The sequence below is a fragment of the Butyricicoccus faecihominis genome, from assembly GCF_014648015.1.
In the GTDB taxonomy this organism is placed as follows: Bacteria; Bacillota; Clostridia; order Oscillospirales; family Butyricicoccaceae; genus Agathobaculum; species Agathobaculum butyriciproducens.
Genome location: NZ_BMQH01000005.1, coordinates 169,513 through 192,222 on the forward strand (window position 1 = coordinate 169,513; position 22,710 = coordinate 192,222).

15 protein-coding genes are annotated in these 22,710 nt (G+C 55.4%); 8 read left to right on the plus strand and 7 right to left on the minus strand.

All coding sequences use genetic code 11. From position 1 onward, the window contains the following. Positions 1 to 142 precede the first annotated feature (142 nt). Genes sdaAA through IEY11_RS06650 form a run of 3 tightly spaced genes read right to left on the minus strand, consistent with a single transcriptional unit; the run spans position 143 to position 2,929 of the window. Entirely contained in the window at positions 143 to 1,012 is an 870-nt protein-coding gene (sdaAA, locus tag IEY11_RS06640; protein WP_119189860.1) for an L-serine ammonia-lyase, iron-sulfur-dependent, subunit alpha, read from the minus strand. Between the two features lie 15 nt (positions 1,013 to 1,027). Next, on the minus strand, positions 1,028 to 1,696 hold the full coding sequence (gene sdaAB / locus IEY11_RS06645; protein ID WP_188886131.1) for an L-serine ammonia-lyase, iron-sulfur-dependent subunit beta: 669 nt from the start codon (positions 1,694 to 1,696) through the stop codon (positions 1,028 to 1,030). A 12-nt stretch (positions 1,697 to 1,708) separates the two neighbouring features. Beyond that, entirely contained in the window at positions 1,709 to 2,929 is a 1,221-nt protein-coding gene (locus IEY11_RS06650; protein WP_188886132.1) for a dicarboxylate/amino acid:cation symporter, read from the minus strand. 347 nt (positions 2,930 to 3,276) lie between these two features. Here IEY11_RS06650 and IEY11_RS06655 point away from each other — a divergent pair, with 347 nt between their 5' ends. Continuing rightward, positions 3,277 to 4,167, plus strand: a complete 891-nt coding sequence (locus tag IEY11_RS06655) for a LysR family transcriptional regulator (protein ID WP_188886133.1) — start codon at positions 3,277 to 3,279, stop codon at positions 4,165 to 4,167. A gap of 51 nt (positions 4,168 to 4,218) precedes the next feature. Here IEY11_RS06655 and srtB read toward each other — a convergent pair whose 3' ends face one another. Further along, positions 4,219 to 5,022 (minus strand): class B sortase, encoded by an 804-nt coding sequence (gene srtB / locus IEY11_RS06660; RefSeq protein WP_194461863.1) that lies wholly within the window; start codon positions 5,020 to 5,022, stop codon positions 4,219 to 4,221. Between the two features lie 363 nt (positions 5,023 to 5,385). Between srtB and IEY11_RS06665 the strand changes: the two genes are divergently transcribed. Beyond that, positions 5,386 to 9,297, plus strand: a complete 3,912-nt coding sequence (locus IEY11_RS06665) for a leucine-rich repeat protein (RefSeq protein ID WP_188886135.1) — start codon at positions 5,386 to 5,388, stop codon at positions 9,295 to 9,297. 59 nt (positions 9,298 to 9,356) lie between these two features. On the opposite strand, the gene mgtE is transcribed toward IEY11_RS06665, so the two are convergent. Together mgtE and IEY11_RS06675 are read right to left on the minus strand one after the other, a co-directional pair. Next, positions 9,357 to 10,751, minus strand: coding sequence for a magnesium transporter (gene mgtE, locus IEY11_RS06670; RefSeq protein WP_188886136.1), 1,395 nt, complete (start codon positions 10,749 to 10,751; stop codon positions 9,357 to 9,359). 401 nt (positions 10,752 to 11,152) lie between these two features. Further along, positions 11,153 to 11,389, minus strand: coding sequence for a hypothetical protein (locus IEY11_RS06675; RefSeq protein ID WP_194461864.1), 237 nt, complete (start codon positions 11,387 to 11,389; stop codon positions 11,153 to 11,155). 331 nt (positions 11,390 to 11,720) lie between these two features. On the opposite strand from IEY11_RS06675, the gene IEY11_RS06680 reads away from it, so the two are divergent. After that, positions 11,721 to 12,200, plus strand: coding sequence for an L-2-amino-thiazoline-4-carboxylic acid hydrolase (locus tag IEY11_RS06680; RefSeq protein WP_188886138.1), 480 nt, complete (start codon positions 11,721 to 11,723; stop codon positions 12,198 to 12,200). Between the two features lie 229 nt (positions 12,201 to 12,429). Beyond that, entirely contained in the window at positions 12,430 to 14,082 is a 1,653-nt protein-coding gene (locus IEY11_RS06685; protein ID WP_118729179.1) for a putative manganese-dependent inorganic diphosphatase, read from the plus strand. A 51-nt stretch (positions 14,083 to 14,133) separates the two neighbouring features. Here the strand turns inward: IEY11_RS06685 and IEY11_RS06690 are convergent, their stop codons facing one another. After that, on the minus strand, positions 14,134 to 16,953 hold the full coding sequence (locus tag IEY11_RS06690; RefSeq protein ID WP_188886139.1) for an ATP-binding protein: 2,820 nt from the start codon (positions 16,951 to 16,953) through the stop codon (positions 14,134 to 14,136). Positions 16,954 to 17,361: 408 nt separating this feature from the next. Between IEY11_RS06690 and IEY11_RS06695 the strand changes: the two genes are divergently transcribed. From IEY11_RS06695 to IEY11_RS06710, 4 genes are all read left to right on the plus strand, one after another. After that, on the plus strand, positions 17,362 to 18,267 hold the full coding sequence (locus tag IEY11_RS06695; protein ID WP_188886140.1) for a DUF4349 domain-containing protein: 906 nt from the start codon (positions 17,362 to 17,364) through the stop codon (positions 18,265 to 18,267). Positions 18,268 to 18,633: 366 nt separating this feature from the next. Beyond that, positions 18,634 to 19,578, plus strand: a complete 945-nt coding sequence (locus IEY11_RS06700; protein ID WP_188886141.1) for a substrate-binding domain-containing protein — start codon at positions 18,634 to 18,636, stop codon at positions 19,576 to 19,578. After that, positions 19,571 to 21,007 carry a sensor histidine kinase gene (locus tag IEY11_RS06705; protein WP_188886142.1) on the plus strand — a complete coding sequence of 479 codons (1,437 nt, stop codon included), beginning with the start codon at positions 19,571 to 19,573 and terminating at the stop codon, positions 21,005 to 21,007. Before IEY11_RS06700 ends, IEY11_RS06705 begins: the two co-directional genes overlap by 8 nt. Beyond that, complete coding sequence (locus IEY11_RS06710; RefSeq protein ID WP_188886143.1) at positions 21,004 to 22,563, plus strand: response regulator; 1,560 nt, start codon at positions 21,004 to 21,006, stop codon at positions 22,561 to 22,563. The genes IEY11_RS06705 and IEY11_RS06710 overlap by 4 nt, the downstream gene beginning before the upstream one ends. Positions 22,564 to 22,710 lie beyond the last annotated feature (147 nt).

The window sequence follows — 22,710 nt, forward strand, 5'->3', positions numbered from 1 at the left end:
TCCCGGTTACTGCCCGGGAGGGATAGTTCGATTTGGGCGGTTCTGCTTTCATGATAAGGGCTTATTCTGTAAGCGAAAAGCGAAAAGGACATTCCCGAGGGGTGGGAATGTCCTGCGAAAAAGAGTATCGATATGATCTGATTTAAGAGCACAGTCCGCATTTCGCGCATGCAGACGGTGTGGCAGCGCAGCCGCCGAGGGCAGTCTCGCGCAGCTCGATGGGGATGCGGCGACCGACCGCGTACATGGTATCGAGCATTTCATCGAACGGGATAAACTGGTGAATGCCTGCGAGCGAGAGCTCAGCGGCAACGAGCGCGTTGGCTACGCCTGCCGCGTTGCGGTTCTGGCACGGATACTCGACCAGACCGCCGACTGGATCGCAGACCAGACCGAGCATGTTCATCAGCACGGTGGAGGCCGCGTCAAGGCACTGCTCAGGCTTGCCGCCCATGAGCTCGACAGCTGCGCTGGCCGCCATTGCGGAAGCGATGCCGACCTCAGCCTGACAGCCGCCGACCGCGCCTGCAACGGTTGCGTTGCGCATGGCGAGGTAGCCGATCGCACCGGCGTTGAACAGGGCGTCAATCAGCCGTTCGTCCGAGATGTTGTAGCAGTCCTGCAGGGCAAACAGCATGCCCGGCAGAACACCGGCGCTGCCTGCGGTCGGAGCGGCAACGATAAGGCCCATAGAAGCATTTACCTCAAGCACTGCCATCGCGTACTGCGCCGCTTTGTGCAGCACATCCCCGCAGATGGAGTGGCCCTTGGCCGCGTGCTGCGCCAGTTTTTTTGCTTCGCCGCCAATCAGGCCGCCCATGGACTTGACCGGCGTTTTGAGCGGTGTCAGCGCGGACGAGCGCATGATTTCGAGTGCCTTCTTCATACGGTGCGTGACCTCATCACGTGTGGTTTCGCCCAGCTGGCACTCGCGGCGGCGCATGATCTCGGAGATGGGGAGCTGCTGCTGCGTGCAGAGTGCAAGCAGCTCGGATGCGTTTTTGAAATCCATAATCTGCTCTCCTCCTTACGGTTCGATGATCATGACATCGTGGACGTTGGGATTGTTTTTGAGCGGTTCCTCAATGCCCTCGGGGAAATGACCGTCCGATTCGACGATCGTGTAAGCGGTGTTGCCCTTGGACTCGCGGAACAGGCGCATGAACGCAATGTTTACACCCTTGTCGCTGAGCACCTTGGTGATGTGCGCCACAACGCCCGGCTTGTCCTGCTGAACGACGATGACCGTGCTGTATTCACCGGTAAAGTCAACCTCGACGCCGTTAATGCGCGCGATGCGGCACTTGCCGCCGCCGAGCGACTCGCCGCGGATGGTCATCACCTGACCGGCGACGTTCTCCATGCGGATGTCCACGGTGTTCGGATGGACATCGGTCTCGGTCTCACACGGCGTGAATGAGTAGGACAGACCGCGCTCGGTCGCAATCGAAAACGAATTGCGGATGCGGGTGTCATCGGTCGAAAAGCCCATGATGCCGCCGAGCAGGGCGCGGTCGGTGCCGTGGCCGTGGTAGGTCTTGGCGAACGAGCCGTACAGGGTGAAATCCACCTTTTTAAGCGGCGGCGCGATCATCTTATGAGCCAGATACGCGATAACGGCCGCACCGGCGGTATGGGAGCTGGAGGGACCGATCATATTCGGTCCCAGCACATCAAAAACACTGATAAAGGACATAGGAGATTCTCCTTACTGAGCGGAGGATTTGCAGATAAACTTGCGGTAGATGGTCTCCACGATTACTCCGATCGCGTTGTCGCCGGAGACGTTGCAGGCGGTGCCGAACGAGTCCTGCGTGATGTACAGTGCAACCATGATAGCGCAGATCGGGCCGCTCGGGTCACCGGCCTCGGTGCCGAAGATCATGTACAGGAAGGGCAGGGCGGTCATAATGGAGCCGCCCGGCGCACCGGGAGACGCCACCATGGCAATGCCGAGGGTCATGATGAACGGGATAACGGTGCCGATGGAGATCGGCAGCTGGTTCATCAGGCAGACTGCGGTAGCGCAGGCTGTGATGGTAATCATCGAGCCTGCCATGTGGATATTCGCGCACAGCGGAACCGTAAAGTTGCGGATTTCCGAGGAAACGCCGTCTGCCTCAGCGCACTGCAGGTTGACCGGAATGGTAGCCGCAGAGGACTGGGTGCCCAGTGCGGTTGCGTAGCCCGGAATCTGGTTGCGGATGAGCGTGAGCGGGTTCTTGTGGCTGACCAGACCTGCAATTATGAACTGGATGCAGATGCAGATCAGGTGCATGATGATAACAACGATGAATACCTTCCACAGAATACCGAGGATGGCAAAGGTCTTGCCGGACTTGGTCATATCGGTGAACGTGCCGCAGATGTAAAGCGGCAGCAGCGGAATGATGACCTTGTGCAGTACGCAGTCAATGATGCCGGAGAAGTCGGAAACGCCGTTGTACAGCGTGTCGCCGATGGTCTTGCCGCGCAGGCTGGACATGCACAGACCGAGCACAAACGCCGTAACAACAGCGGACAGCGTGTTCATCAGCGCCGGAATTTCCAGGCTGAAGTACGGCTCCAGCGAGTTGCCTGCGGTTGCGGCGATCTTGTCGAGCGCGTCCGCACTCATGAAGTGCGGGAACAGGGTGTCGGCTACAAAGAACGAAGCCGAGCCTGCGATCAGGGTCGAGCAGTAGGCGATGGCAACTGTGATGAGCAGCAGCTTGCCCGCGCCGCTCTTGAGGTTAGCAATGCCCATGGTAACATACGCGAGGATCATCAGCGGGATGATAAACGACAGGAACTGGCTGAAGAACGACGAGAGCGTTACCACAAAGCGGCAGAAGCCTTCCGGCAGGAACTGGCCGAACAGGATGCCGACAATAATGGCGATGATGAGCTTGGGCAGTAATCCGAGTTTGAATTTTTTCTTTTCTTCCATTTCTTTTTCCTCCTTTTTTGGCGGGCAGCACCACACAGTTCGGTTATGCGGTGTTACCCTTTGCGGCGCAGACCGTTTGTTTGCCCCTCTTTGGTCTGCTGCCGTGAAAGTCTGCCGAGATTTTTGCCTCCGGACACAAAAAGAACCGCCTATTTTAGGCGAAACGCTGTAAAATAGGACGCGGTTTTTGTGTAAAAAGGATAATTAAAAAATCTATGGTAAACCTCCAATTTCTTTCTTGACCTCTTTGTAGATTTAGTATATTCTGTTTAATGGGTTAAGTCAAATTCATATATTTTATCATTTCGATTCAAAATATTGATAATATAGGGGAGAGAGGGAAATTCATGGAGCTTCGGCAGCTTGCAACCTTTATTCGAGTAGCACAGTTTAAGAGTTTTTCACGCGCAGCAGAGAGCCTCGGCTACTCACAGTCGGCGGTAACGGTGCAGATACGCCAGCTGGAGGAGGAACTGGACACGCGTCTGTTTGACCGTATGGGAAAGCGTATCGCGCTGACCGACACGGGCGAGCGTTTTCTCAGCCACGCGTGCGACGTGATGAATCAGGTCAATCAGGCGCGCATGTCGGTCACATCTACGGCAGAGCTGCACGGTTCGCTGCATATCGGCACGATTGAGTCGCTTGCATGTCTCAAGCTGCCGACGGTGCTGCATCTGTACCGCAAATTCAACCCGAAAGTGTCTATCCGCATCACGGTCGGTGAGCCGGAAGAATTGATTGAGCATATGGAACGCGGCGAGCTGGACATGATCTATGTGCTTGATGAGCCGCTGTACAGCAACAACTGGAACAAGCTGATGGAGCAGCGCGAGGAAATCGTATTTGTGGCATCTGCATCGCTGCGCGAGGAGCTGGGCGGAAAAGAGCTGACGATTGAGGAACTGCTCACGCAGCCTTTTTTCCTTACCGAGCAGGATAACTATCGCCGTGTACTCAACCGCCGTCTTGCCGCGCGGCGGACCATCCTTACGCCGTCGCTCGAGTGCGGTGATACCTCGCTGCTCATTCGCATGCTTGAGATTGACCGCGGTGTATCCTTTCTGCCGTGGTACGCAGTCGAGAACAGCGTAAAAGAGGGAAGGCTGATCCGTTTGTCGGTCGAGGACTGCTATATTTCGCTCTACCGCCAGATTTTCAGCCACAAGGAGAAATGGCGCACACGCGAAATGGATGAATTTGTCCGCGTGGCAAAGCTGGCGGACGAGGAAGAATAAGAGTATATAACAACATCCCACTTGCTGAAGCGCAGCAAGCGGGATACTTTTTTATTCCATGACCGCCTGCACTACCCAGCGGGTTGCATGCCCGTTGCCGGTGCAGGTGGAAAGCGTGAGGATATGGTCGTTTACGGTCGGTACTGCGCCGGTGTGGATCACCGACAGGGAAACGCCTTCGTCAATGAAGGCTTTTTTGATTGTTTCATCGGAAAACGCACTGTAATACGCGGTTCCGTCAAGCGCTGCCTCATAGGCCGCATAGATGCTGTACGCATGGGTTCCGCTTGCATTGGTCACATATACCTGCGGATGTGCCTGCAGGAAATCCTGCTTTTTATAGTGCTTTAGCGCGGCAAACATCGAGCCGTTGTTCATCCGGTGACCGTACACGATGGTGTTAAAGCCGCTGAAATCGGCAGAGCAGCGGCAGTCCATGAAAATCGCGCCGACTGCGCTGCTGTTTTGGTTCCAGGTGTGTGTCAGATAATAGTCGTTGTCCGTGCCCTGCACCAGCGGATAGGAAATCTCGGTGCCCGGAATGGCAATCCAGCCGATGACATCACTGTTGACCTGCTGCAGAGCAGGCAGGTCCATCTGCTCCAGCGCCTGTGCATACGGGTCGGCAGACGGAGCGGGTTCGGGTTCGGTCTGCGTTTCCTGCGGCGGCTGTTCGGTTGGCTGCTGAACGGTTTCCGTCTCCGGCACTTCGGGTATCGCGGCAATCTCGGAAGCCTCGGCGTAGGCTTGATCACCTGCACGGTAGCTCGTCATCTGGCGCACCAGCATAAATGCGCTGACGGCAAACACCGCTGTCAGAAAAAACAGTATCACAGTCTGTATTTTGGGCTTCATGTGCTCACCTCGTTTTTTGCATAATATTATAGTATATCTGATTTAAGTTGTAAAATCGGATATATTTTATTGCTTGACGGAAAAAATTATATCTGTCAGACGCACCGATACTGGATATTTCGTGCAGATTTTGATTGTTTTTACACGCCTGACCGCGCGTTTCAGCACATTGTATAATCGCATATCAATAATTTCTACGTTTTGTCGATATCGTATTGAAGGCTTTCTGCCAAAATGTATCCTTTTTTCGTACCCTCTGTATGGTAAGCTGTACCATACAGAGAGAATACCTCGTCTGTCGCGGATGCAGACAACCGGCGAGGAGGATATATTTCCTGATTTCATGATAAAGGACTGAGTAATATGAGCAAAAAGTTTACAAGGCTGATGGCTATCCTGCTGTCGCTTAATCTGACGTTCAGTACGGGTACTTTTGCAGCATTTGCGGCTGAAGCGGAAGACGGCAGCACCGACACCGGTTACTCCGAGAGCGGCGATCCCGCAGCATCCGCTCCGAAAGCAGAGGACAGCGGTACAGAAAACACACCGGACATGAGCAGCCCCGCTCCGACAGAGGGCACCGGCGAGAACGCCGAGCCGTCTGTGCCGAGCGAGCCGTCTGCACCGAGCGAGCCGTCTGCACCGAGCGAGTCTGCATCGCCGAGTACATCTGCATCGCCGACCGAGGCGGCACCGTCCGCACCGGCGGAGAAAGCGCCTGCGGCTGAGATTCCGGCAGAGGAGAAGCCTGCTGAAGAAAAATCTGCCGAGCAGGCATCGGTTGCGGCGTATGCAGTCACCGCGTTTACGCAGGATAGCATCCGGTATGATGTTTCCTCGGGCGATGCCGTTGTTACTGGCTGCGCAGACAGCGTGACCAAGCTGGTTATTCCGGAAACTGTAACCTATGACGATAAGGAATACAAGGTTGTCGGCATTCAGGATCATGCGTTTGACTGGGCAAATCACCGCAATCTCGCACTGGAAACCGTTGATCTGGGCGGTCTGCCGCTGGAAATCGGCGAGTATGCCTTCCGTGGTCAGAAGTCGCTGACGACTGTTGTCGGCATGGATAATATTACCGCAATCGGCAACTATATGTTCACGGCATGCTCGGCGCTGACTTCGGTCGCTGATCTGTCCAAGGTTACTTCTGTCGGTATTCAGGCATTTATGAATTGTTCTTCGCTGACTGCGCTGGAAGGCCTGAATTTCTCCGCGCTGACGAGCATTAGACAGGAAGCCTTCAATAATATGGGTTCCTTCTCGCTGGAGCTGGGTGAGCATACCTTTGATGCGCTCGAGTCTCTGGGTGTCCGCGCATTCGCTAACATGACGGATATTACCGGTAAGGTTGTTCTGCCGGAACGCATTACCGAAATTCCGGAAGGTGCATTTTTGAACACCGGAATTACCGGCGTTGACTGGTCTCATATCACGGTCATCGGCACGGGTGCGTTCAGCAACTGTAAGGGTCTGACCGAACTGCACTTGTCGGGTTCTGTTACGTCGATTGGAGAACGCGCATTCAAAGACAGCGGTCTGACCGGAGAATTACAGCTTCCGAATTCGGTCACTTCGATTGGCAATGAGGCATTTAGAAATGTCAAGATTGAAGGCAATTTGGTGCTGCCGAGTGCACTGACTTTTCTGGGTACCGAGGCATTTCGCGGCACTGCCATCAGCAGTGTTACGTTCCCAAGTGCGCTGAAAAATATTGGCAGCTACGCATTTTACAGATGCTCGAATCTTTCCGGTACGCTGATCATCCCTGAAGGGGTTGTTTCCATCGGTAAGGCAGCCTTCACGCAAACCGGTATCGAAAAGCTGGAGCTTGCCGACAGCGTACAGACCATCTCGGACGGTGCATTCAGCACCTGCGCCAAGCTGACTTCCGTGCAGATTGGCGAACAGGGCAAGGGCAAAAGCCAGCTGCAGACCATCGGCTATAGGGCATTTAACAACGATATCAATATCACCTACTTCTATATTGAAGCATGCTCGGCGGATGTTGCGATTGACTCGAATCCGCTGACGATTCCTGCCGGTGTTGCTGTAAAGTTTGCGGTCACTGTCGATGGCGCAAATATCCGCGAAGACGAAGAAAGCACGCTGCAGCAGGCCGTTGACGCGGCAGCAGAGGGAAACACCACCATTACCGCAAACAAGAGCTTCATTGTAGGCGGCACGGTTACGATTCCGTCCGGCAAGACCATCACGCTGACCGATGCAGGCAAGGGCCTTTCGGTTGTGTTCAAGAACGGCTTCGCCGGTCCGGCTTTCCGCGTGGAGCAAGGCGCGGCGCTGATTCTGGACGGCAGCTTCAATTTCTCCTGCTTCCGCATCGCTAAAGGCTCGTTTGCCGAGGTAAACGGCGCAATGACGCTGAACGGCGGCACGATTACCCGCATGAGCCTGAGCGGCTCGAACATGGGTGCGATTACGGTGGACGGCGGCTCCTTCACCATGGGGAACGGCGAGCTCAGCAGCATTTCCGCTTCGTCCGCATACTGCGGCGCGGTTTATGTGAAGAACGGCGGTACATTTGCCATGAACGGCGGCAAAATCACCGGATGTATGTTCAAGAGCCAGTATTCCGGCGCGGTTGCCCTCGCGGACAGCACCATGACGATGACCGACGGCACGATTTCGGGCAATACCGCATCGGAGTATAACGCTGCGGGCGGCGTACTCGTAAACGGCACTTCGTCTCTTGCCATGAGCGGCGGCACGATTGCAGACAACACGGCAAAGCGCGGCGGCGGTGTATGCGTGCGTGAGAACGGCAAGTTCACCATGTCCGACGGTACGATTTCCGGCAACAGCACGGCAGTCGATTCCGCTACAATTCAGCAGCCGAATGCAGGCGGCGGCGGTGTCTTCGTAGAGGATAACGCAGCGTTTGAAATGACAAACGGCACGATTACCGGCAACAAGACCAACGGCATGGGCGGCGGCGTTGCAACGGCTGTTCTGAGCGAGAATGACACGGTTGGCGGCGGCCAGTTCCGCATGACCGGCGGCACGATTTCGGACAATACGGCATCCTGCGGCGGCGGTGTATACAGCTGGTCCGGCAGAAACCGCGTTGTACTCAAAGGCGGCAATATTGTAAACAATACGGCGCGTCGACAGGGCGGCGGCGTTTACGTCAGCCATGCACCGTGGTCGATCACGATTAAGAATGCGCTGATTACCGCAAACAAGGCAGCCATTCAGGGCGGCGGCATTTGGTCCTGCCCGGTGGGCACGGTAAGCCTTGGCACGGATGCAGCTGTATTCGGCAATACGGCAGGCAAATCTGCTGATGATGCGGCATTCCTGCTTAAGTGGGACAAGACGTTTTCCACCAGCTTCAGCGGCAAGATGTACGGCGGCGGACTGGTAACCTGGTACCGCGATACCTCAATCGCCGCGGGTGATCCAAACTACGGCGTTTTCGGAGGCGACCGCTACGATGCAGCGAACCCGGGTGCTCCGGTTGAGCCGGCTTCCGGTGCGATCAAGGGCTACGGTCTCAAGGCTGTTGTTTCCGCAGAGAGCAAGGCACTGGCTGAAACCGCACCGCTCAAGATTATGGGCAATACCGCAGAACGCGGCGGCGGTGTCGGCACAAACGGCGAAGTGATCATTCCGGGTGAGGACACCTTGGAAAATCCGGTTTCCCTCACCGTACACAAGGTTTGGAGCGGCGCAAGCGCGTATCCGACCGCTGTTACCGTAAACCTTATCCGCATTGCGAAGGACGGCACGCGAACCGCAATCGGTACGGTGCTTCTGAGCGAAAAATCCACCGACAAGGACGGCAAAACCTGGTCGTACACCTTTGCAAATCTGGACGGCGCTTACACCTATACCGTCGAAGAGGAGGCCGTTGACGGCTTTAATACCTCGATTTCCGGCAGCATGGCAGATGGCTTTACCATCACCAACAGCAAGAGATCCGGCGGCGGTGGCGGCGGCGGTCACCATAAGCCGGACCCGAAACCGACTCCCGATCCCGATCCGAAGCCTCCGGTTGACATTCCGGATCAGCCTACACCGCTTGATCCGCTGAAGCCGACGGAGAACATCCCGGACGGCAAGGTTCCGACGACCAAGCCGGAAACACAGACCAAGACGCCGGATAAAACGAAGACAGTGAACATTCCCGACAGCAAGACTCCGACGTCCAGCGTTCCGAAAACCGGCGATATCGGCGGTCTGTGGGCGGCTCTGTGCGGTCTGTCCGCAATGGGACTGGCGTACTTCGGTATCCGCAGAAAGCACGATTAAAAGCAAAAACAGATAGCAAACACCCTCTATATCATCCGATATAGAGGGTGTTTTTTCGCTCAAACAATATGCAAAAGCTGAACCAGCAGCAGCCATGCCAGACCGTAATAGGTTACAACGGCAACCAGATCGTTGATCGTCGTAATCAGCGGACCGGACGCAACCGCCGGGTCCACCTTGATTTTATGGAACAGGATCGGCACGAGCGTACCGACCAGACTGGAAATCACGATCGCCACAAGCAGTGATATGCCGACGCAGCCGGAGATCAGGAACGCATGTCCGATGGCATAGCCCTTGAACAGCGCTATGTATGCACCGAGAAAGACAAGCGCCATAATGCCGAGCAGCGCGCCGTTGCAGATGCCGACCTTCATTTCCTTGAAGGTGAGGTGCAGCTTGTCCTTAGCACTCAGTTTTTCATCCATCAGCACACGAATCGTAACCGCCAGCGACTGCGTACCGACGTTGCCGGCCATATCGAGAATCAGCGACTGGAAGCAGATAACGACCGGCAGCACGGCTACAACGCCTTCAAATGCACCGACAACGGTTGAAACGCCCATGCCGAGGAACAGCAGGATGATCAGCCACGGCAAGCGCTTTTTCATGCTTTCCCTGGTGGTTTCGTTGAGATCCTCTTCGGCGGACAGACCGGCGAGCTTTGCATAATCCTCACCGAGCTCGTCATCCACGGCCTCGACAACGTCCTGTGCGGTGATGATACCGATGATCCTTCTGTCCTTATTCAGCACCGGCAGGGAATCTTCGGCATAATCTTTGATCTTCTCGATGCTCTCTGAGATTTTCTCGTGGTCGAGCAGATACGGATACGCGTAGCTGATGATGGAATCCAGCGGAACATTCTCTCGGGCAACGATGAGATCCTTCAGATCGATTGCACCGCAGAAGCGGTTTTTATCATCGACCACATAAATCGTTCCGATGTTGTCATTTTCACCGGCCTGCTTTACCAGCTCGTGCATGGCCTGCCGAATGGTCAGGTTCTGCTTGATGCAGATGTAGTTGGTTGTGATCAGGCTGCCGACTTCGCTGTCGTCATAGGAATTGATAAGCAGGATGGCTGACTTGGTTTCGTCATCGATCATCGGGCGCAGCTTTACTTTTACGCTTTCGTCGATGTTCTCCCACAGATCGACCGCGTCGTCCGCGTCCATTTCGTTCAGAATTTCGGCCAGCTTGTCAATGCCGATTTCATCAATGTATTCTGCCGGATCATCCAGATAGGAGATGATCTCCGCCAGCCATTCCGCATCAAGTGCGCTGTACAGCAGATTGCGTTCCGCGCGGTTTAGGAATTGCAGACTTTGTGCGATATCGTTGTCGTGATAATCCTGCAGCTGTTCCCGCATCTCATTGATCGAAGGGGAGGTGCGGATGATCTCAACGATTTTCTCGGCAAAAGATGTTTTTTTCCATGTTGCTTTTTTCATAATCAGCCTCCTTCTGTGCCCGGAAAAGGGCACAAAAAATCCACCGTAACAGATACAGTGACACAAACATCAGTTGTGGACTTGTTCATCACGATGGAGCAAGGCTCAGCGCTTATTTCAAAAGAGGATGCTTACGGACACTCGAAACAGCAGTATAGTCTGTATCCATCGTCATATGTACATTTCGTCTGTCACAACTGTCCATAGGGCTTGCCTCCTTTTTATTTTTTCGCAATGATTATAGCACTTTTTGTGTGGAATATGCAAGGCATTTTTCGCAGTTTTAACAATATGGATGAAATTTGAGGACAGTATCGCGCACGGGGAGACAAAAGGCTGACGATGCAGGAATGGGATTGTCTTGGTGTACGAATGATTTTGGAAGATTACCCAAAACGATCTCACTGAAACGCTTCGGTGGATAGAGCAGACGCCTTGCTGTCGAGTGCCGGCTCACTGAGCAGGATACCAACGATGTCATCTCGGATACGGCGATAGCCTTTGTCCGGATGCTGCATAGGTAGCTGTTCCACCTTCTCTGCAATCTGCAGGTTCTCCTTGTCACGTCTGCTGTACTTGCCCAGACTTGTCTTTCTATTTCCTTCAATTTTTTGCAGGTGGTTTTCCATTTCTGCCATGCTCGCGGAACGAGAGTGGTACGGCATAAGCACTCTGGGAAGCTGCAGACTGCGTATTTCTGCGCGGAATAACAAAGCGAACGAGACTGGCGAAAAGCAATCCCGTGTCGATTAACGGCAGGGTTTTCGTATATTAAGGTGGCATATTGGAAGCCGGTGTGATATAGTTAGGATGAACTAACTAACGATTGACACTGGAATCCCGCAAAAGCAAAGAGATGAAGAAATTATGCAAAGCAAACAGCAAAAGCAAATTAAGGAGTTTCTGGTACGGACCTTCGGCGGGAGCAGGGGCGGCTCGCTGTTTTCACGGCAGGGAAAAACGCTGGATATGTTAATCAAAACCGCAGCAAACAGGTCCAAAAGCCAGATGAAAGCACTGGTGCAGACCATTCTGCCGCGCATTGCGCTGTACAAGGTGCTGCAGGCAGAGCTGCCTGCAGAGGAAACCTTTGCACACATGCGGACGTACATGATGGATTGGGTGGCGGCAGAAAAGCACGCTTTCACGGCGAAAATGGAGCTTGTGCCGGGATTTTATCGGATTTACAGCTATTGTTTTCTCAAAGTCATGCGCACCTCCGACTTGTGGGAGAGTACACAGGAACACGACAAAACGCACTTTTCCGCGTCGATTACCAAGTGTCTCTGGCACACGGCGTGCCAGGAAAACGGCTGTCCGGAGCTGTGTCCGCTGTTTTGCGACGTGGATGACGTGACCTACGGCGGACTGCGCAAGCTCGGCTTTTCGCGCACAAAAACGCTGGGCTGCGGCGGTGACTGCTGCGATTTTCGGTTTTTCAAAAGGTAGGCGAGCAGACGGAGAAGCGGACTTCGGCAGGATTTTCGGTGCAGCGGCGGAATCCGTACGGTCAGCTCCATCGCATACGCAATGCGGTTGCAGATGGTTTGGGGTTGGATTCCTCTTCCGTACCTTGCTATTTCCCCGGTTAAATGATACAATCAAACCACAAGGTTTCATTCCATCAAACGGATTCCGAAGGGGAGCCATCCCTTATCACATAAAGGAGCATCAGTGCATGAACCCAGTTTTTGTTATCGGACATCGCAATCCGGATACGGATTCCATTTGCTCTGCAATCTGCTATGCGCACCTCAAGCGCAGACTGACCGGCGGAGAATACATAGCCTGCCGCGCGGGTCACGTTAATGCGGAGACCAAATTTGTGCTCGAGCGCTTCGGCGTGGAGCCGCCGCGCTACATCAAGTCGTTTGAGCCGCGCCTGAGCGATGTGCAGTACCGCGAGGTGTCGGGCATCAGCGAGGAGCTGTCGCTGCGCCGTGCATGGGATTACATGAACGAAAATGACATTCAGACGCTGGCCGTTGTCGATGAGGATCGCCATCTGAAGGGTCTGCTGACGCTGGGCGACATCGCGCGCTTCTACATCGAGGATCAGGACGCCAATGCGCTGGCGGAGGCCAAGACCAGCTATCGCAATCTGGTCGATGTGCTTGACGGCACGCTCGAGGTTGGCGACATTGACCAGCGGTTTGAGCAGGGCAGTGTGGTCGTTGCGGCGGCTAATCCGGACGTGCTCGAGGACTACATCGGCAAAAATGATATGGTCATTCTCGGCAACCGTTACGAAAGCCAGCTGTGCGCCATTGAGATGAGCGCGGGCTGCATGGTCATCGGTCTCGGCTCCAAGGTTTCGCGCACCATCCGAAAGCTGGCCTCGGAAAACGGCGTTTCCATCATCGCCACCCCGTATGATACCTATACCTGTGTCAAGGTTATCGGTCAGGCGGTTCCGGTGCGGCATGTGATGCGGAAAAAGAGACTTATCACCTTCGAGCCGGAGGAAACGGTTGAGGATGTAAAGCGCACGGTTTCCAAGAAGCGTATCCGCTATTACCCGTTGATGGATGAACAGGGACGATATGTCGGTATGTTCTCACAGCGCAACCTGTTGGATCTGGAGCGTCCGTCGGTCATTCTGGTTGATCACAACGAGCGCGATCAGGCCGCCGAAGGCATTCGTTCGACCAATATTGTTGAAATCATCGACCACCACCGCATTGACTCGGTGGAAACCAGCGGACCGATCTACTTCCGCAATCAGCCGCTCGGCTGCACCGCGACCATCATCACGCAGATGTACCATGAGCACAACGTGGAGATCGAGCCGAAAATCGCGGGTCTGCTGTGCTCGGCAATCCTGTCGGACACGCTGATGTTCCGCTCGCCGACGTGTACGCCGCTTGACCGCATGGCTGCAGAAGAGTTGGCGAAAATCGCCGGTCTGGACATCAAGCAGTATGCAACAGAAATGTTCCGTTCCAGCTCGCGTCTGCTCGATCGCTCGATGGATGAGCTGTTCCACATGGATTTCAAGTATTTTCAGGTGCAGAATCAGAAGATTGCGATTTCGCAGGTGACGAGTGTCAGTGAGAACGAGCTGTCCGGCATCCGTGATAAAATGCTCGAGTACATGGAAAGCTGCCTGGCATCGAGCGGTCTGTCCATGCTGTTCGCTATGCTGACCAACATTATCGAGGAAAAGACAGAGCTGCTCTACGTCGGCAAGGGCGCGCAGCAGCTGGTTCGTGCGGCCTTCAAGACCGACTGCGGCGAGCATTCGGTCGTCCTGCCCGGCGTCGTCAGCCGCAAGAAGCAGATGGTAGCGCCGCTTGTCGGAGCGATGGAGCACGATGAGGAAATAGAGTAAGATTTGCAGAGTAAAAGCGGAAGAAACCTTGGTTTCTTCCGCTTTTTGTATTTAATTCAGCTTTTTCAGCTGCTCAGAGATGGTTCGTTTCATCGTCTCGGCATCAAGCGGCTTAGACAGATGCGCGTTCATGCCTGCGGCGAGACACTTCTCGCGGTCCTCCTTGAAGACGTTGGCTGTCATGGCGATAATCGGAATGGTTTTCGCGTCCGGCCGGTCGAGTGCCCGGATAGCTTTTGCAGCCTCCAGACCGTCCATCTCGGGCATCATCACGTCCATGAGAATGGCATCAAAGCTGCCCGGCTCGGAATCCCGGAAGGCTGCAAGCGCCTGCCTGCCGTTCTGCACCGGCACGGTCTGCACACCGCTGTCGTGCAGCAGGAAGATTGCAATCTCCATGTTGAGCTCATTATCCTCGGCAACGATCAGCCGCGCGCCGGAAATATCTGACGGTGTCTGCGGCGAAGCTGCTGCTGCGGTCGCGTCACAATCGAGTTCAAAAGGCAGTACGACGGTAAACCGGCTGCCTTCACCGAGTTTGCTTTCCACCGAAATGGTGCCGCCCATTTGCTCGATGAGCTGATGCACGATAGACATGCCGAGTCCGGTACCCATATAGCTTGAGCGGGGGGACTCGTCCGCCTGCTCAAACGGATTGAACAGATGGTTTTTGATGAAATCCTCGGACATGCCCAGACCGGTGTCCTCGATGATGAATTGACAGGTGATCTTCGCATCCGTCCGTTCGAGCATGTGCATCTGCATATGGATGGAACCGCCGGGCTTGTTGTATTTCACGCAGTTGGTGAACAGATTCATCAGGATTTTTTTCAGATGCAGCGCACTGCTGCGGACGTAAATACCGGAAAAATCGTCATGCTCACCGATGACGGTAAGACCGGCGGCTTCCGCCTGAAACAGCACCGAATTGGTAATGCTGCCGCAGACTTCATCCAGATTCATGGATTCGCTCCGCAGAACAACGGTGCCGTTTTCCAGCTGAGCCATATCCAGAACATCGTTCACCAGAGACAGAAGCAGCTGAGAGGACAGCTCGATTTTATGCAGACAATCGCGTATGCGCGCGTGGTCGTCCTTATTTTTTCGGATGATAGTCAGCATGCCGATGATGCCGTTGATGGGTGTGCGGATATCGTGCGACATGTTGTTCAGGAACGTTGTTTTGGCGGCGTTGGCAGCCTTGGCCTGCGTGAGCGCCTCCTGCAGCTCTGTCTGGCTCTGCTGCAGCTTGAGGTTCAGCTCCTGCGCCTGTTTGGCGGACTGCTGGGCTTTGCGGAACAGACCGAACAGCAGCAGAGAGAGCAGGATGAACACAGCAGAGGCAGTAGTCAGATTGTCCTTGACAAAGTCCGCAACGGTGACCTTTTCGGGCGCACTGTCGTACATGGCAAGTGCACCGGTCAGCAGGGAAGAAGGCATGGTTTTGAGCGTTTTGTTCAGGATGGACAGCAAAGCCGTATCGCCCTGCCGTACGGCGAACGAGGTCTTGCTCGGCTGTGTGAGGAACACGCGGTACAGCGTTTTGTCCTTCATATAGCGCGGCAGCTGACCGGCACGCATTACATAGCAGTCCGCACTGCCGGTACGCATGGCTTTGATCGCGTCATTCGCTGAAGGGTATTCGAGGATCGTCCACTTGGGATAATTATAGGAAAGGTACTGCTTGAGTGAAAAATCGTTCTCGGGGATGGCAGCGGTGTTTGGCTCAAGCTCATTAAAATAGTTCTTCGTGGTAAGCGCCGCCTGACTGAAACTCAAGACGGTGTTCGATAGAGCAAGACCGTTCTCTTCGGCGGCACGCGGGTTCTGGCTGGTGTGAAAAATCAGGTCGATCTCACCGTTCTGCAGTGCCTGCAGCTGCTCAAGCTGCGTGTCAAAGCCGTGCAGGTCGAAATGCAAGGCGTTATCCCCAAGACAATTCGTCGCATATACGACATAATCCGTGAGAACACCGGCAACATCACCGGTTTGGATATCAAAGGTGCTGATACCGGTGTCATGATTCAGAAAACCGATGCGGATGGCGCCGTGCTGCCGGAGCCAGTCCCGCTCCTCGGTCGAGAGGATCTCGACCGATTGGGCAGACAGATAGCGCTGATACAGATCATCCTGATAGAACGGCTTGTCGTGTGCAATACGGCGCATGGCATTATCGAGCGCTTCTTTGAGGTCGGGACGGCTTTTGCTGATCACGAAGTAAACATCCGAGCTGCCGAACGAGGTGATCGCGGACAGGCCGTATTTCTGCCACTGGGGACTCTCGACCGAGATAAAACCGTCGATTTCGCGGCTGGCGATCTTGGCGGCTGCGTCCTCGTCGCTGGTGATGGTCACATGCTCGGTGTGCAGACCGTGGCGCGTCTCCCATTCGCAGAACTGCGTGGTCGCGATACTTTCAGACAGCATGCCGATGCGCTTGCCGTTCAGGGTGGTCAAATCGGATACGGAAATGTTGGCAGCGGCGAGATTTGCATACAGGTAATATTTTTCCTCGCCCATCGGCAGATCGGAAAACAGCATGGTCTGGGCACGGCCCTCGGCGTAGGATACGCCGGCCATCAGGTCGATTTCGCCCTTTTGCAGCATGTTCAGTGAATCCGGCCAGTTTGCTTCGATGTAATGATAGGTCCAGCCGGTATATGCGGCGACGGACTGCTGATATTCGTAGCCGTAGCCGCTGCGTTCGCCGTTTTCGCAGGTGATGTTGTAGGCGGAATCCGGATACCATGCAACGCGCACGACAGAGGAATCCTGCACAGCGGCGGCTGTGCCCTGCAGCAGCGGCATAAGCAGGCAGAGGCACAGCAGCAGACAGCCGTACCGTTTCAGTCTGGTTGTAATTCTGTTCATATGCCCCTCCGTAAGCCGGAATGCGTCCGGCTTTTCTCTGTAAAAGGAAAAAGATGCACTGCTACATCGGTAATGCATCTGTGCATCTCAAACGAGGCAGTTGGCTGCCATTTTACAGGCCCTGTGAAGCTGGCTTCGCAGTCATTGCGAAAGCGGCTTCTTAGCTTTGCGTCGCAGGCTTTCGCCTGGTTTGCTGAATATTTATTTGTTTATTATAGGTGAAGAATGACAGAGTTGCAAGAGAAAGACGCAAAATCGACCGCAATTTCAATAGGATGGGGTATTAAAAATTGTTTGATTGATATACAGAACAGAGGGAACCAAATTGCACGGCATCTCGTCTAATCAAGTAACAAGAGAAAATACAGCGGCCGTGCGCCGCACCGCTCAAGAAACGAGGTGTCTGTTATGAAAAAGCGATTGTTCCCCCTGTTCCTTGCACTTTTGCTGCTGCTTTCCGCCTGCGGAGCAGGCGTCGGCAATTCGGCATCGGCGGCAGCCGGTGACAGCGGCAGTATGCCGGATGCCGCGAACGGCTGGACCGAGGATGCGTCGGCAGATACCGCTGAGAGCGGTGCGGACTTTTCTGCGGTGAGAAAGAATGCCAAGCTGATTTTGAACGCCAATCTGACGCTCGAAACGCAGGATTTCGACAAAGCCTCTGCAGATATTGAGAAGATGGCAGCGGATGCAGGCGGCTACCTTGAATCGAGCAGTCTTTCCGGCGATGCAGGCAGCCGGCATGCAAGCTATGTCCTGCGTATTCCGCAGGAGAAGTTTGAGGCGTTTTACGAGCAGCTCGGCAGCAGCGTTCATGTGGTGTACAGCTCGCGTTCGAGCGAGGACGTGACCGAGCAGTATACCGATATCGAAACCCGTCTGGCAACGCTGACCACCAAGCACGAGCGGCTGCTGGCGCTGCTCGATCAGGCGGATAAGATGGAGGATATCATCTCGCTCGAGAACGCGCTGGCCGACTGTGAATACGAGATCGACTCGCTGACCGGCTCTAAGCGCCATTACGATGATCTGGTCGGATTTTCGACCTTCTATGTGGATCTGGAAGAGGTGCAGACGCTGACCGCAACGCCAGAAGGCAGCGGCTTCGGCGCACAGCTCACGCAGGCGGCTAAGACCGGAACACGCGGTCTGGTTGACGCGGTTCGCGCGCTCATCGTCGGTGCGGTGATGTTCTGGCCGGTGCTCCTGCTGGCTGCTGCCGGAGGCGGCGCTGTTGCGGTCCTGCGCCGTCGGCGCAGAAAGGCGCGCGAAGCCGAGCAGACGGAGATTCCGACAGAAAAAGAAGAACGGTAATACAGGTGCAAAAGGAGCGCAGATGTTTGCAATCTGCGCTCCTTTTGTCGATACTTATCGAATTTACTGCGGCTATGATATACTGATTATGCTGCCACTCCCCATACCGGCAGGAAAGGGGGTGTGCACGATGTCTATCACTTTGTCTTTCCTTGTGTAATCATAATATATCGCATATCAACAGCTAATGCAAGTAGATCCGACTGCGCCGGAAGATATTTCTCTGTCCAAACGAGGAAATATGCATAATATCATTGGCGCTTATTTGGATAGTTTTTATACTATTGTCAAATACATTTGGCTCATTCCTCCAAAGTGTGATATGATTAAATCATTCAGGAGAGAAAGAGAAACGGAGAGAAAACCATGAAACGATGGAAAGGGGCGGCATTGCTGCTGCTCTGCACAGTTGTGATGCTGCGGTTGCTGCAGGGATTGGCACAGCCGGAAAAAGAGAATGCCCATGTGCCGGTGCTCGGTATTGTCACCACGGCGGCAGAGGATGACCGGCGCGAAGCGCAGTCCGAAGCGCTTGTACATGCGGCGGAGGAACATGGCTTCAAAGTGCTGGAAATGCCGGTCGAGCGCACGCAGGAGGCACAGATTGAAGCCGTGCGTGCGCTGATCGTGTATCAGGTGGACGCAATCGCATTTACGCCGCTGGTGGAAAGCGGCTGGGACAACGTGCTGCGCGAAGCAAAATCCGCCTCCGTGCCGCTGCTGTCGATAGACCGCGCGATACGCGGCGTGGATGATGTGCCGCTGCAGCATATTGGATTTGATTATGCGTCGCTCGCCGGGCAGGCGGCGGATGCGCTTCTGCAGCAGCGCATGCCGCGGGACGGTGTACTGGAGCTTTACGGCACGGTAAATGCTTCGGACGCAAGAGAGATTGCACGCGGCTGCCGCGAGGCTCTGGAGGAACACGGATTGACCGTAACCTACAGCCTGTGCGGCGACGGCATGCGCTCGCGCGGCTGCGAAATACTGGAGGAGATGGAGGACCATCTGGACGAAATCGGCTACATTTTCGCCCAGAATGACGCGATGGCGCTCGGTGCAGTGGATTATCTGCACAGCCACGGCCGTAAACCGGGCAAGGATGTGCTGATTTGTGCTTTTGGCGGCGGTGCAGAGCTGCGCGCGCTGCAGAAAAAAGGGGAGGTTGCCGTAATCGGCGCACTGGATGATACGCAGCTGGCTGAACTGACCGCAGACGCAGCCCAGCAGATTGCGAAGGCACCGTGGAAGCCCTATATCGCTCTGGCGGACACCGCCGTGCTGACGGAGGAGGGAACGGCCGATGCGTAAAAACCATCACAGCCTGCACGGCTTGCTGCGGCAGTCGCTGCTGCGCAGCGTGGCCTGCATGATTCTTCCGGTGTGCGTGCTGGCCGGTCTGCTGGTTGTGCTGACACAGCGCTATGGCGTGGATATTGCATTGACGACCCGTGCCTCCGAGGTTCGTACTGTGCTGGTGCAGGACCTGCCGGATGAGGTGTGGAACGTGGTTTCCGGCCGCATTTCCTTCGAGGATGGACGGCAGCGGATGCTGATTGACAGCGCTCTGCACGAGCTGAACGACATGCTGGACAGTGCCGGAGAGGACGAGGCACAGTATCTCAATGCGGCGCTGCGCGCCATCCGCACGATCGACAGCTACGTTGATCAGCTGGAAACGCAGATGGACGCCGGTGCCGCGGTCAGCCGCAACGAATCGCTGTACCGCGAGATTCACAGCGTCGGCCATTTGGCGGGCAGCATGCTTGACCGCTATATCGAGAATGAGATCGCCCGCATGGGGCGTTTCAACGCCCGCATTCAGCACGGACTGGGTGCGGCAGCGCTTGCACTCATTGTGCTGGTCGGCGTGATGGTCTGGCTGACTATTCGGGCATCCGACAATCTTGAAGGCGCGATCGGCGCGTCGTTGCGGCAGCTGGAGCAGTTTGCCAACCGCATTGCCGCCGGTGAGCTGACCGAGCGCGTCCCGCCGACTGAGATCGACGAGCTGCATCTGCTGACACACGATCTCAATACAATGGCGGAGCAGCTGGGTGCGCTCATTCATGAGCGGGTCGAGCAGGAAAAGACCATCAAAAAAGCCGAACTGCGGGCGCTGCAGGCGCAGATTACGCCGCATTTCATGTACAATACGCTGGAAACCATCGTCTGGCTGGCTGAAGAGGGCCGCAACAGCGAGGTTGTCGAGATGACGATGGCGTTCACCGGCTTTCTGCGCATCTCGCTCAGCCGCGGCGCGGATTACATCACGGTCGAGCGCGAGGAACAGCACGTTGCAAACTATCTGCAGATTCAGTCGGTGCGGTACGGCAGCATCATGCGGTATACGATTGATATTGATCCCGCGCTGCACGAGCGGTATATGCTGAAAATCGTGCTGCAGCCGCTGGTTGAAAACGCGATTTATCACGGCATTAAGCGCAGGCGCGGCAGAGGACAGATTACCGTGACCGGCCGCAGGCAGGCAGGAGGCATGTACTTCGCCGTGGAGGACAACGGCATGGGCATGACACCTGAGCGTCTTGCCGAGGTACGGACCTCGCTGCAGAACGGCGCACCGCTTGACCCGGACGGCAAGGGCGGCTACGGTCTGCGCAATGTAGAACAGCGCCTGCGGCTGTATTACGGCTGCGGACTGACGATTGAGAGTGAATACCGGCACGGCACACGCATCAGCTTCACCGTACCGGACGAACAGGAGGGGAAAACGCTATGATGCGTATATTCATTGCGGATGATGAGGAGATCATCCGGGACGGCATCCGCAACTGCATTGAAAAGGAGCAGGGACGCTTTCTATTTGCAGGTGAGGCGCCGGACGGCGAAATGGCACTGCCTATGCTGATGGAAATGAAGCCGGATGTGCTCATTACGGACATCCGCATGCCGTTTATGGATGGTCTGGAGCTGGCAAAGGTTGTACGGCGCACCATGCCATGGCTGCGTATTGTGTTCCTCAGCGGACACGATGAATTTGAGTATGCACAGAAGGCGGTTTCGCTGCACGCGGATGCGTATCTGCTCAAGCCGGTCAGCTCGGCGCAGCTGCTTGAAACGCTTGGACAGGTTGCCGAGCAGATTGAGCAGGAGCAGCAGCAGCTTCGCTCGGAGGGTGCAAACAGCCGCAGCGAACACGAGGAGGACGTGCTGCGTGAGCATTTTCTCAACGACCTGCTCTCGGGCAGCGTGCCGACTGCGGAGGCGGCTGTACAGGGAGAACGCTGGGGGCTGCTGCTGACAGCGAAGCAGTATCTTGTGTGCATCGTGCGCCTGCCGGAAAATGCCGTGCAGGAGCAGGTGCGCGCGCTGACCGAGCGTCTGTGCGGTGAGGAAAGCGAGGTCTGCGCCTTTTTCCGCGGCAGCCGCCGGCTGATGCTCCTGCTGCGCGGAGAGACCGAGGAAGCTGTGCGCGAAACCGCCTACGAGTTCTGTCAGAACCTGCGGCATGAGCTTTGTCAGGTGCTGGGCTGGAACGCGCTGTGCGCGATCGGCGCACCGGTCTCCCGTGTCAGCGCCCTGCCGGAAAGCTACCGCACAGCGAAGGATACACTGCTGCAGGCCTCCGCATGTGCGGAGGACGGCGTATTCGGCAGCACGGACTTTGCCGGTGTGCAGCACGAGTTCGATTTCTCGGCGGGCGGCTCGCTGGCGGACAAGCTGCGGCATGCCGCTCCCGAGGACGTGCCGCGTATTGTCGAGGGCTACTTCGGTGGCTCTGCGGCGCAGGACGTGCAGAGCGTGCTGTACCGATATTATCTGCTGATGAACCTGCTCGTCACGGCCTCTCAGCTGGCTGATGAGGTGCAGGCAGGCAGCATTCCGCCTCCGGAGGATCCGCAGGCGGTGCTCGGTCAGGCGGCGACGCTCGAGGGCACAAAGGCCTGTGCCGCCGAGGTGCTCGGCCGCATGACTCGTCTGTGTTATCGCCATCAGAATGTGCGATACAGCGCGGAGATCAGCCGTGCAAAGGAGTTTATCCGCGAAAATTATGCGGACAGCGGTATTTCGCTGCACATGGTGGCGGCAGAGGTCGGGTTCAGTCCGAACCATTTTTCCACCGTGTTTTCGCAGGAGACCGGTCAGACCTTTGTCGAATATCTGACCGCTGTCCGTATCGAGGCGGCAAAGCATCTGCTGACCAAGGGAAACAGCCGCATGAGCGATATTGCGTTTGACGTCGGTTATCAGGATTCGCACTATTTCAGCTATCTGTTCAAAAAGCACGTCGGCGTTTCGCCGCGCGAGTACCGCAGCCGGTCGGAAGAAGGGTAAAATAATATCGTAAGAAATTCACCATTCAGGAACGGTCTTCTTGAATGGTGAAATTTTATCGGATGATGAACGGTAGAGCGAAGCTGCTTAAACTGTTATAGTATAAGGACAGAGAAAAACTGCCCCGCCTTTTGTATCGAGGTGGAA

Bases quoted from the DNA above. Each gene is read 5' to 3' on its own strand.
- IEY11_RS06680 (WP_188886138.1), top strand. From the start codon at position 11,721: ATGTTAATCAAAACCGCAGCAAACAGGTCCAAAAGCCAGATGAAAGCA.
- mgtE (WP_188886136.1), bottom strand. From the start codon at position 10,751: ATGAAAAAAGCAACATGGAAAAAAACATCTTTTGCCGAGAAAATCGTT.
- IEY11_RS06650 (WP_188886132.1), bottom strand. From the start codon at position 2,929: ATGGAAGAAAAGAAAAAATTCAAACTCGGATTACTGCCCAAGCTCATC.
- IEY11_RS06675 (WP_194461864.1), bottom strand. From the start codon at position 11,389: ATGGCAGAAATGGAAAACCACCTGCAAAAAATTGAAGGAAATAGAAAG.
- sdaAB (WP_188886131.1), bottom strand. From the start codon at position 1,696: ATGTCCTTTATCAGTGTTTTTGATGTGCTGGGACCGAATATGATCGGT.
- sdaAA (WP_119189860.1), bottom strand. From the start codon at position 1,012: ATGGATTTCAAAAACGCATCCGAGCTGCTTGCACTCTGCACGCAGCAG.
- srtB (WP_194461863.1), bottom strand. From the start codon at position 5,022: ATGAAGCCCAAAATACAGACTGTGATACTGTTTTTTCTGACAGCGGTG.
- IEY11_RS06655 (WP_188886133.1), top strand. From the start codon at position 3,277: ATGGAGCTTCGGCAGCTTGCAACCTTTATTCGAGTAGCACAGTTTAAG.
- IEY11_RS06690 (WP_188886139.1), bottom strand. From the start codon at position 16,953: ATGAACAGAATTACAACCAGACTGAAACGGTACGGCTGTCTGCTGCTG.
- IEY11_RS06695 (WP_188886140.1), top strand. From the start codon at position 17,362: ATGAAAAAGCGATTGTTCCCCCTGTTCCTTGCACTTTTGCTGCTGCTT.
- IEY11_RS06665 (WP_188886135.1), top strand. From the start codon at position 5,386: ATGAGCAAAAAGTTTACAAGGCTGATGGCTATCCTGCTGTCGCTTAAT.
- IEY11_RS06705 (WP_188886142.1), top strand. From the start codon at position 19,571: ATGCGTAAAAACCATCACAGCCTGCACGGCTTGCTGCGGCAGTCGCTG.
- IEY11_RS06700 (WP_188886141.1), top strand. From the start codon at position 18,634: ATGAAACGATGGAAAGGGGCGGCATTGCTGCTGCTCTGCACAGTTGTG.
- IEY11_RS06685 (WP_118729179.1), top strand. From the start codon at position 12,430: ATGAACCCAGTTTTTGTTATCGGACATCGCAATCCGGATACGGATTCC.
- IEY11_RS06710 (WP_188886143.1), top strand. From the start codon at position 21,004: ATGATGCGTATATTCATTGCGGATGATGAGGAGATCATCCGGGACGGC.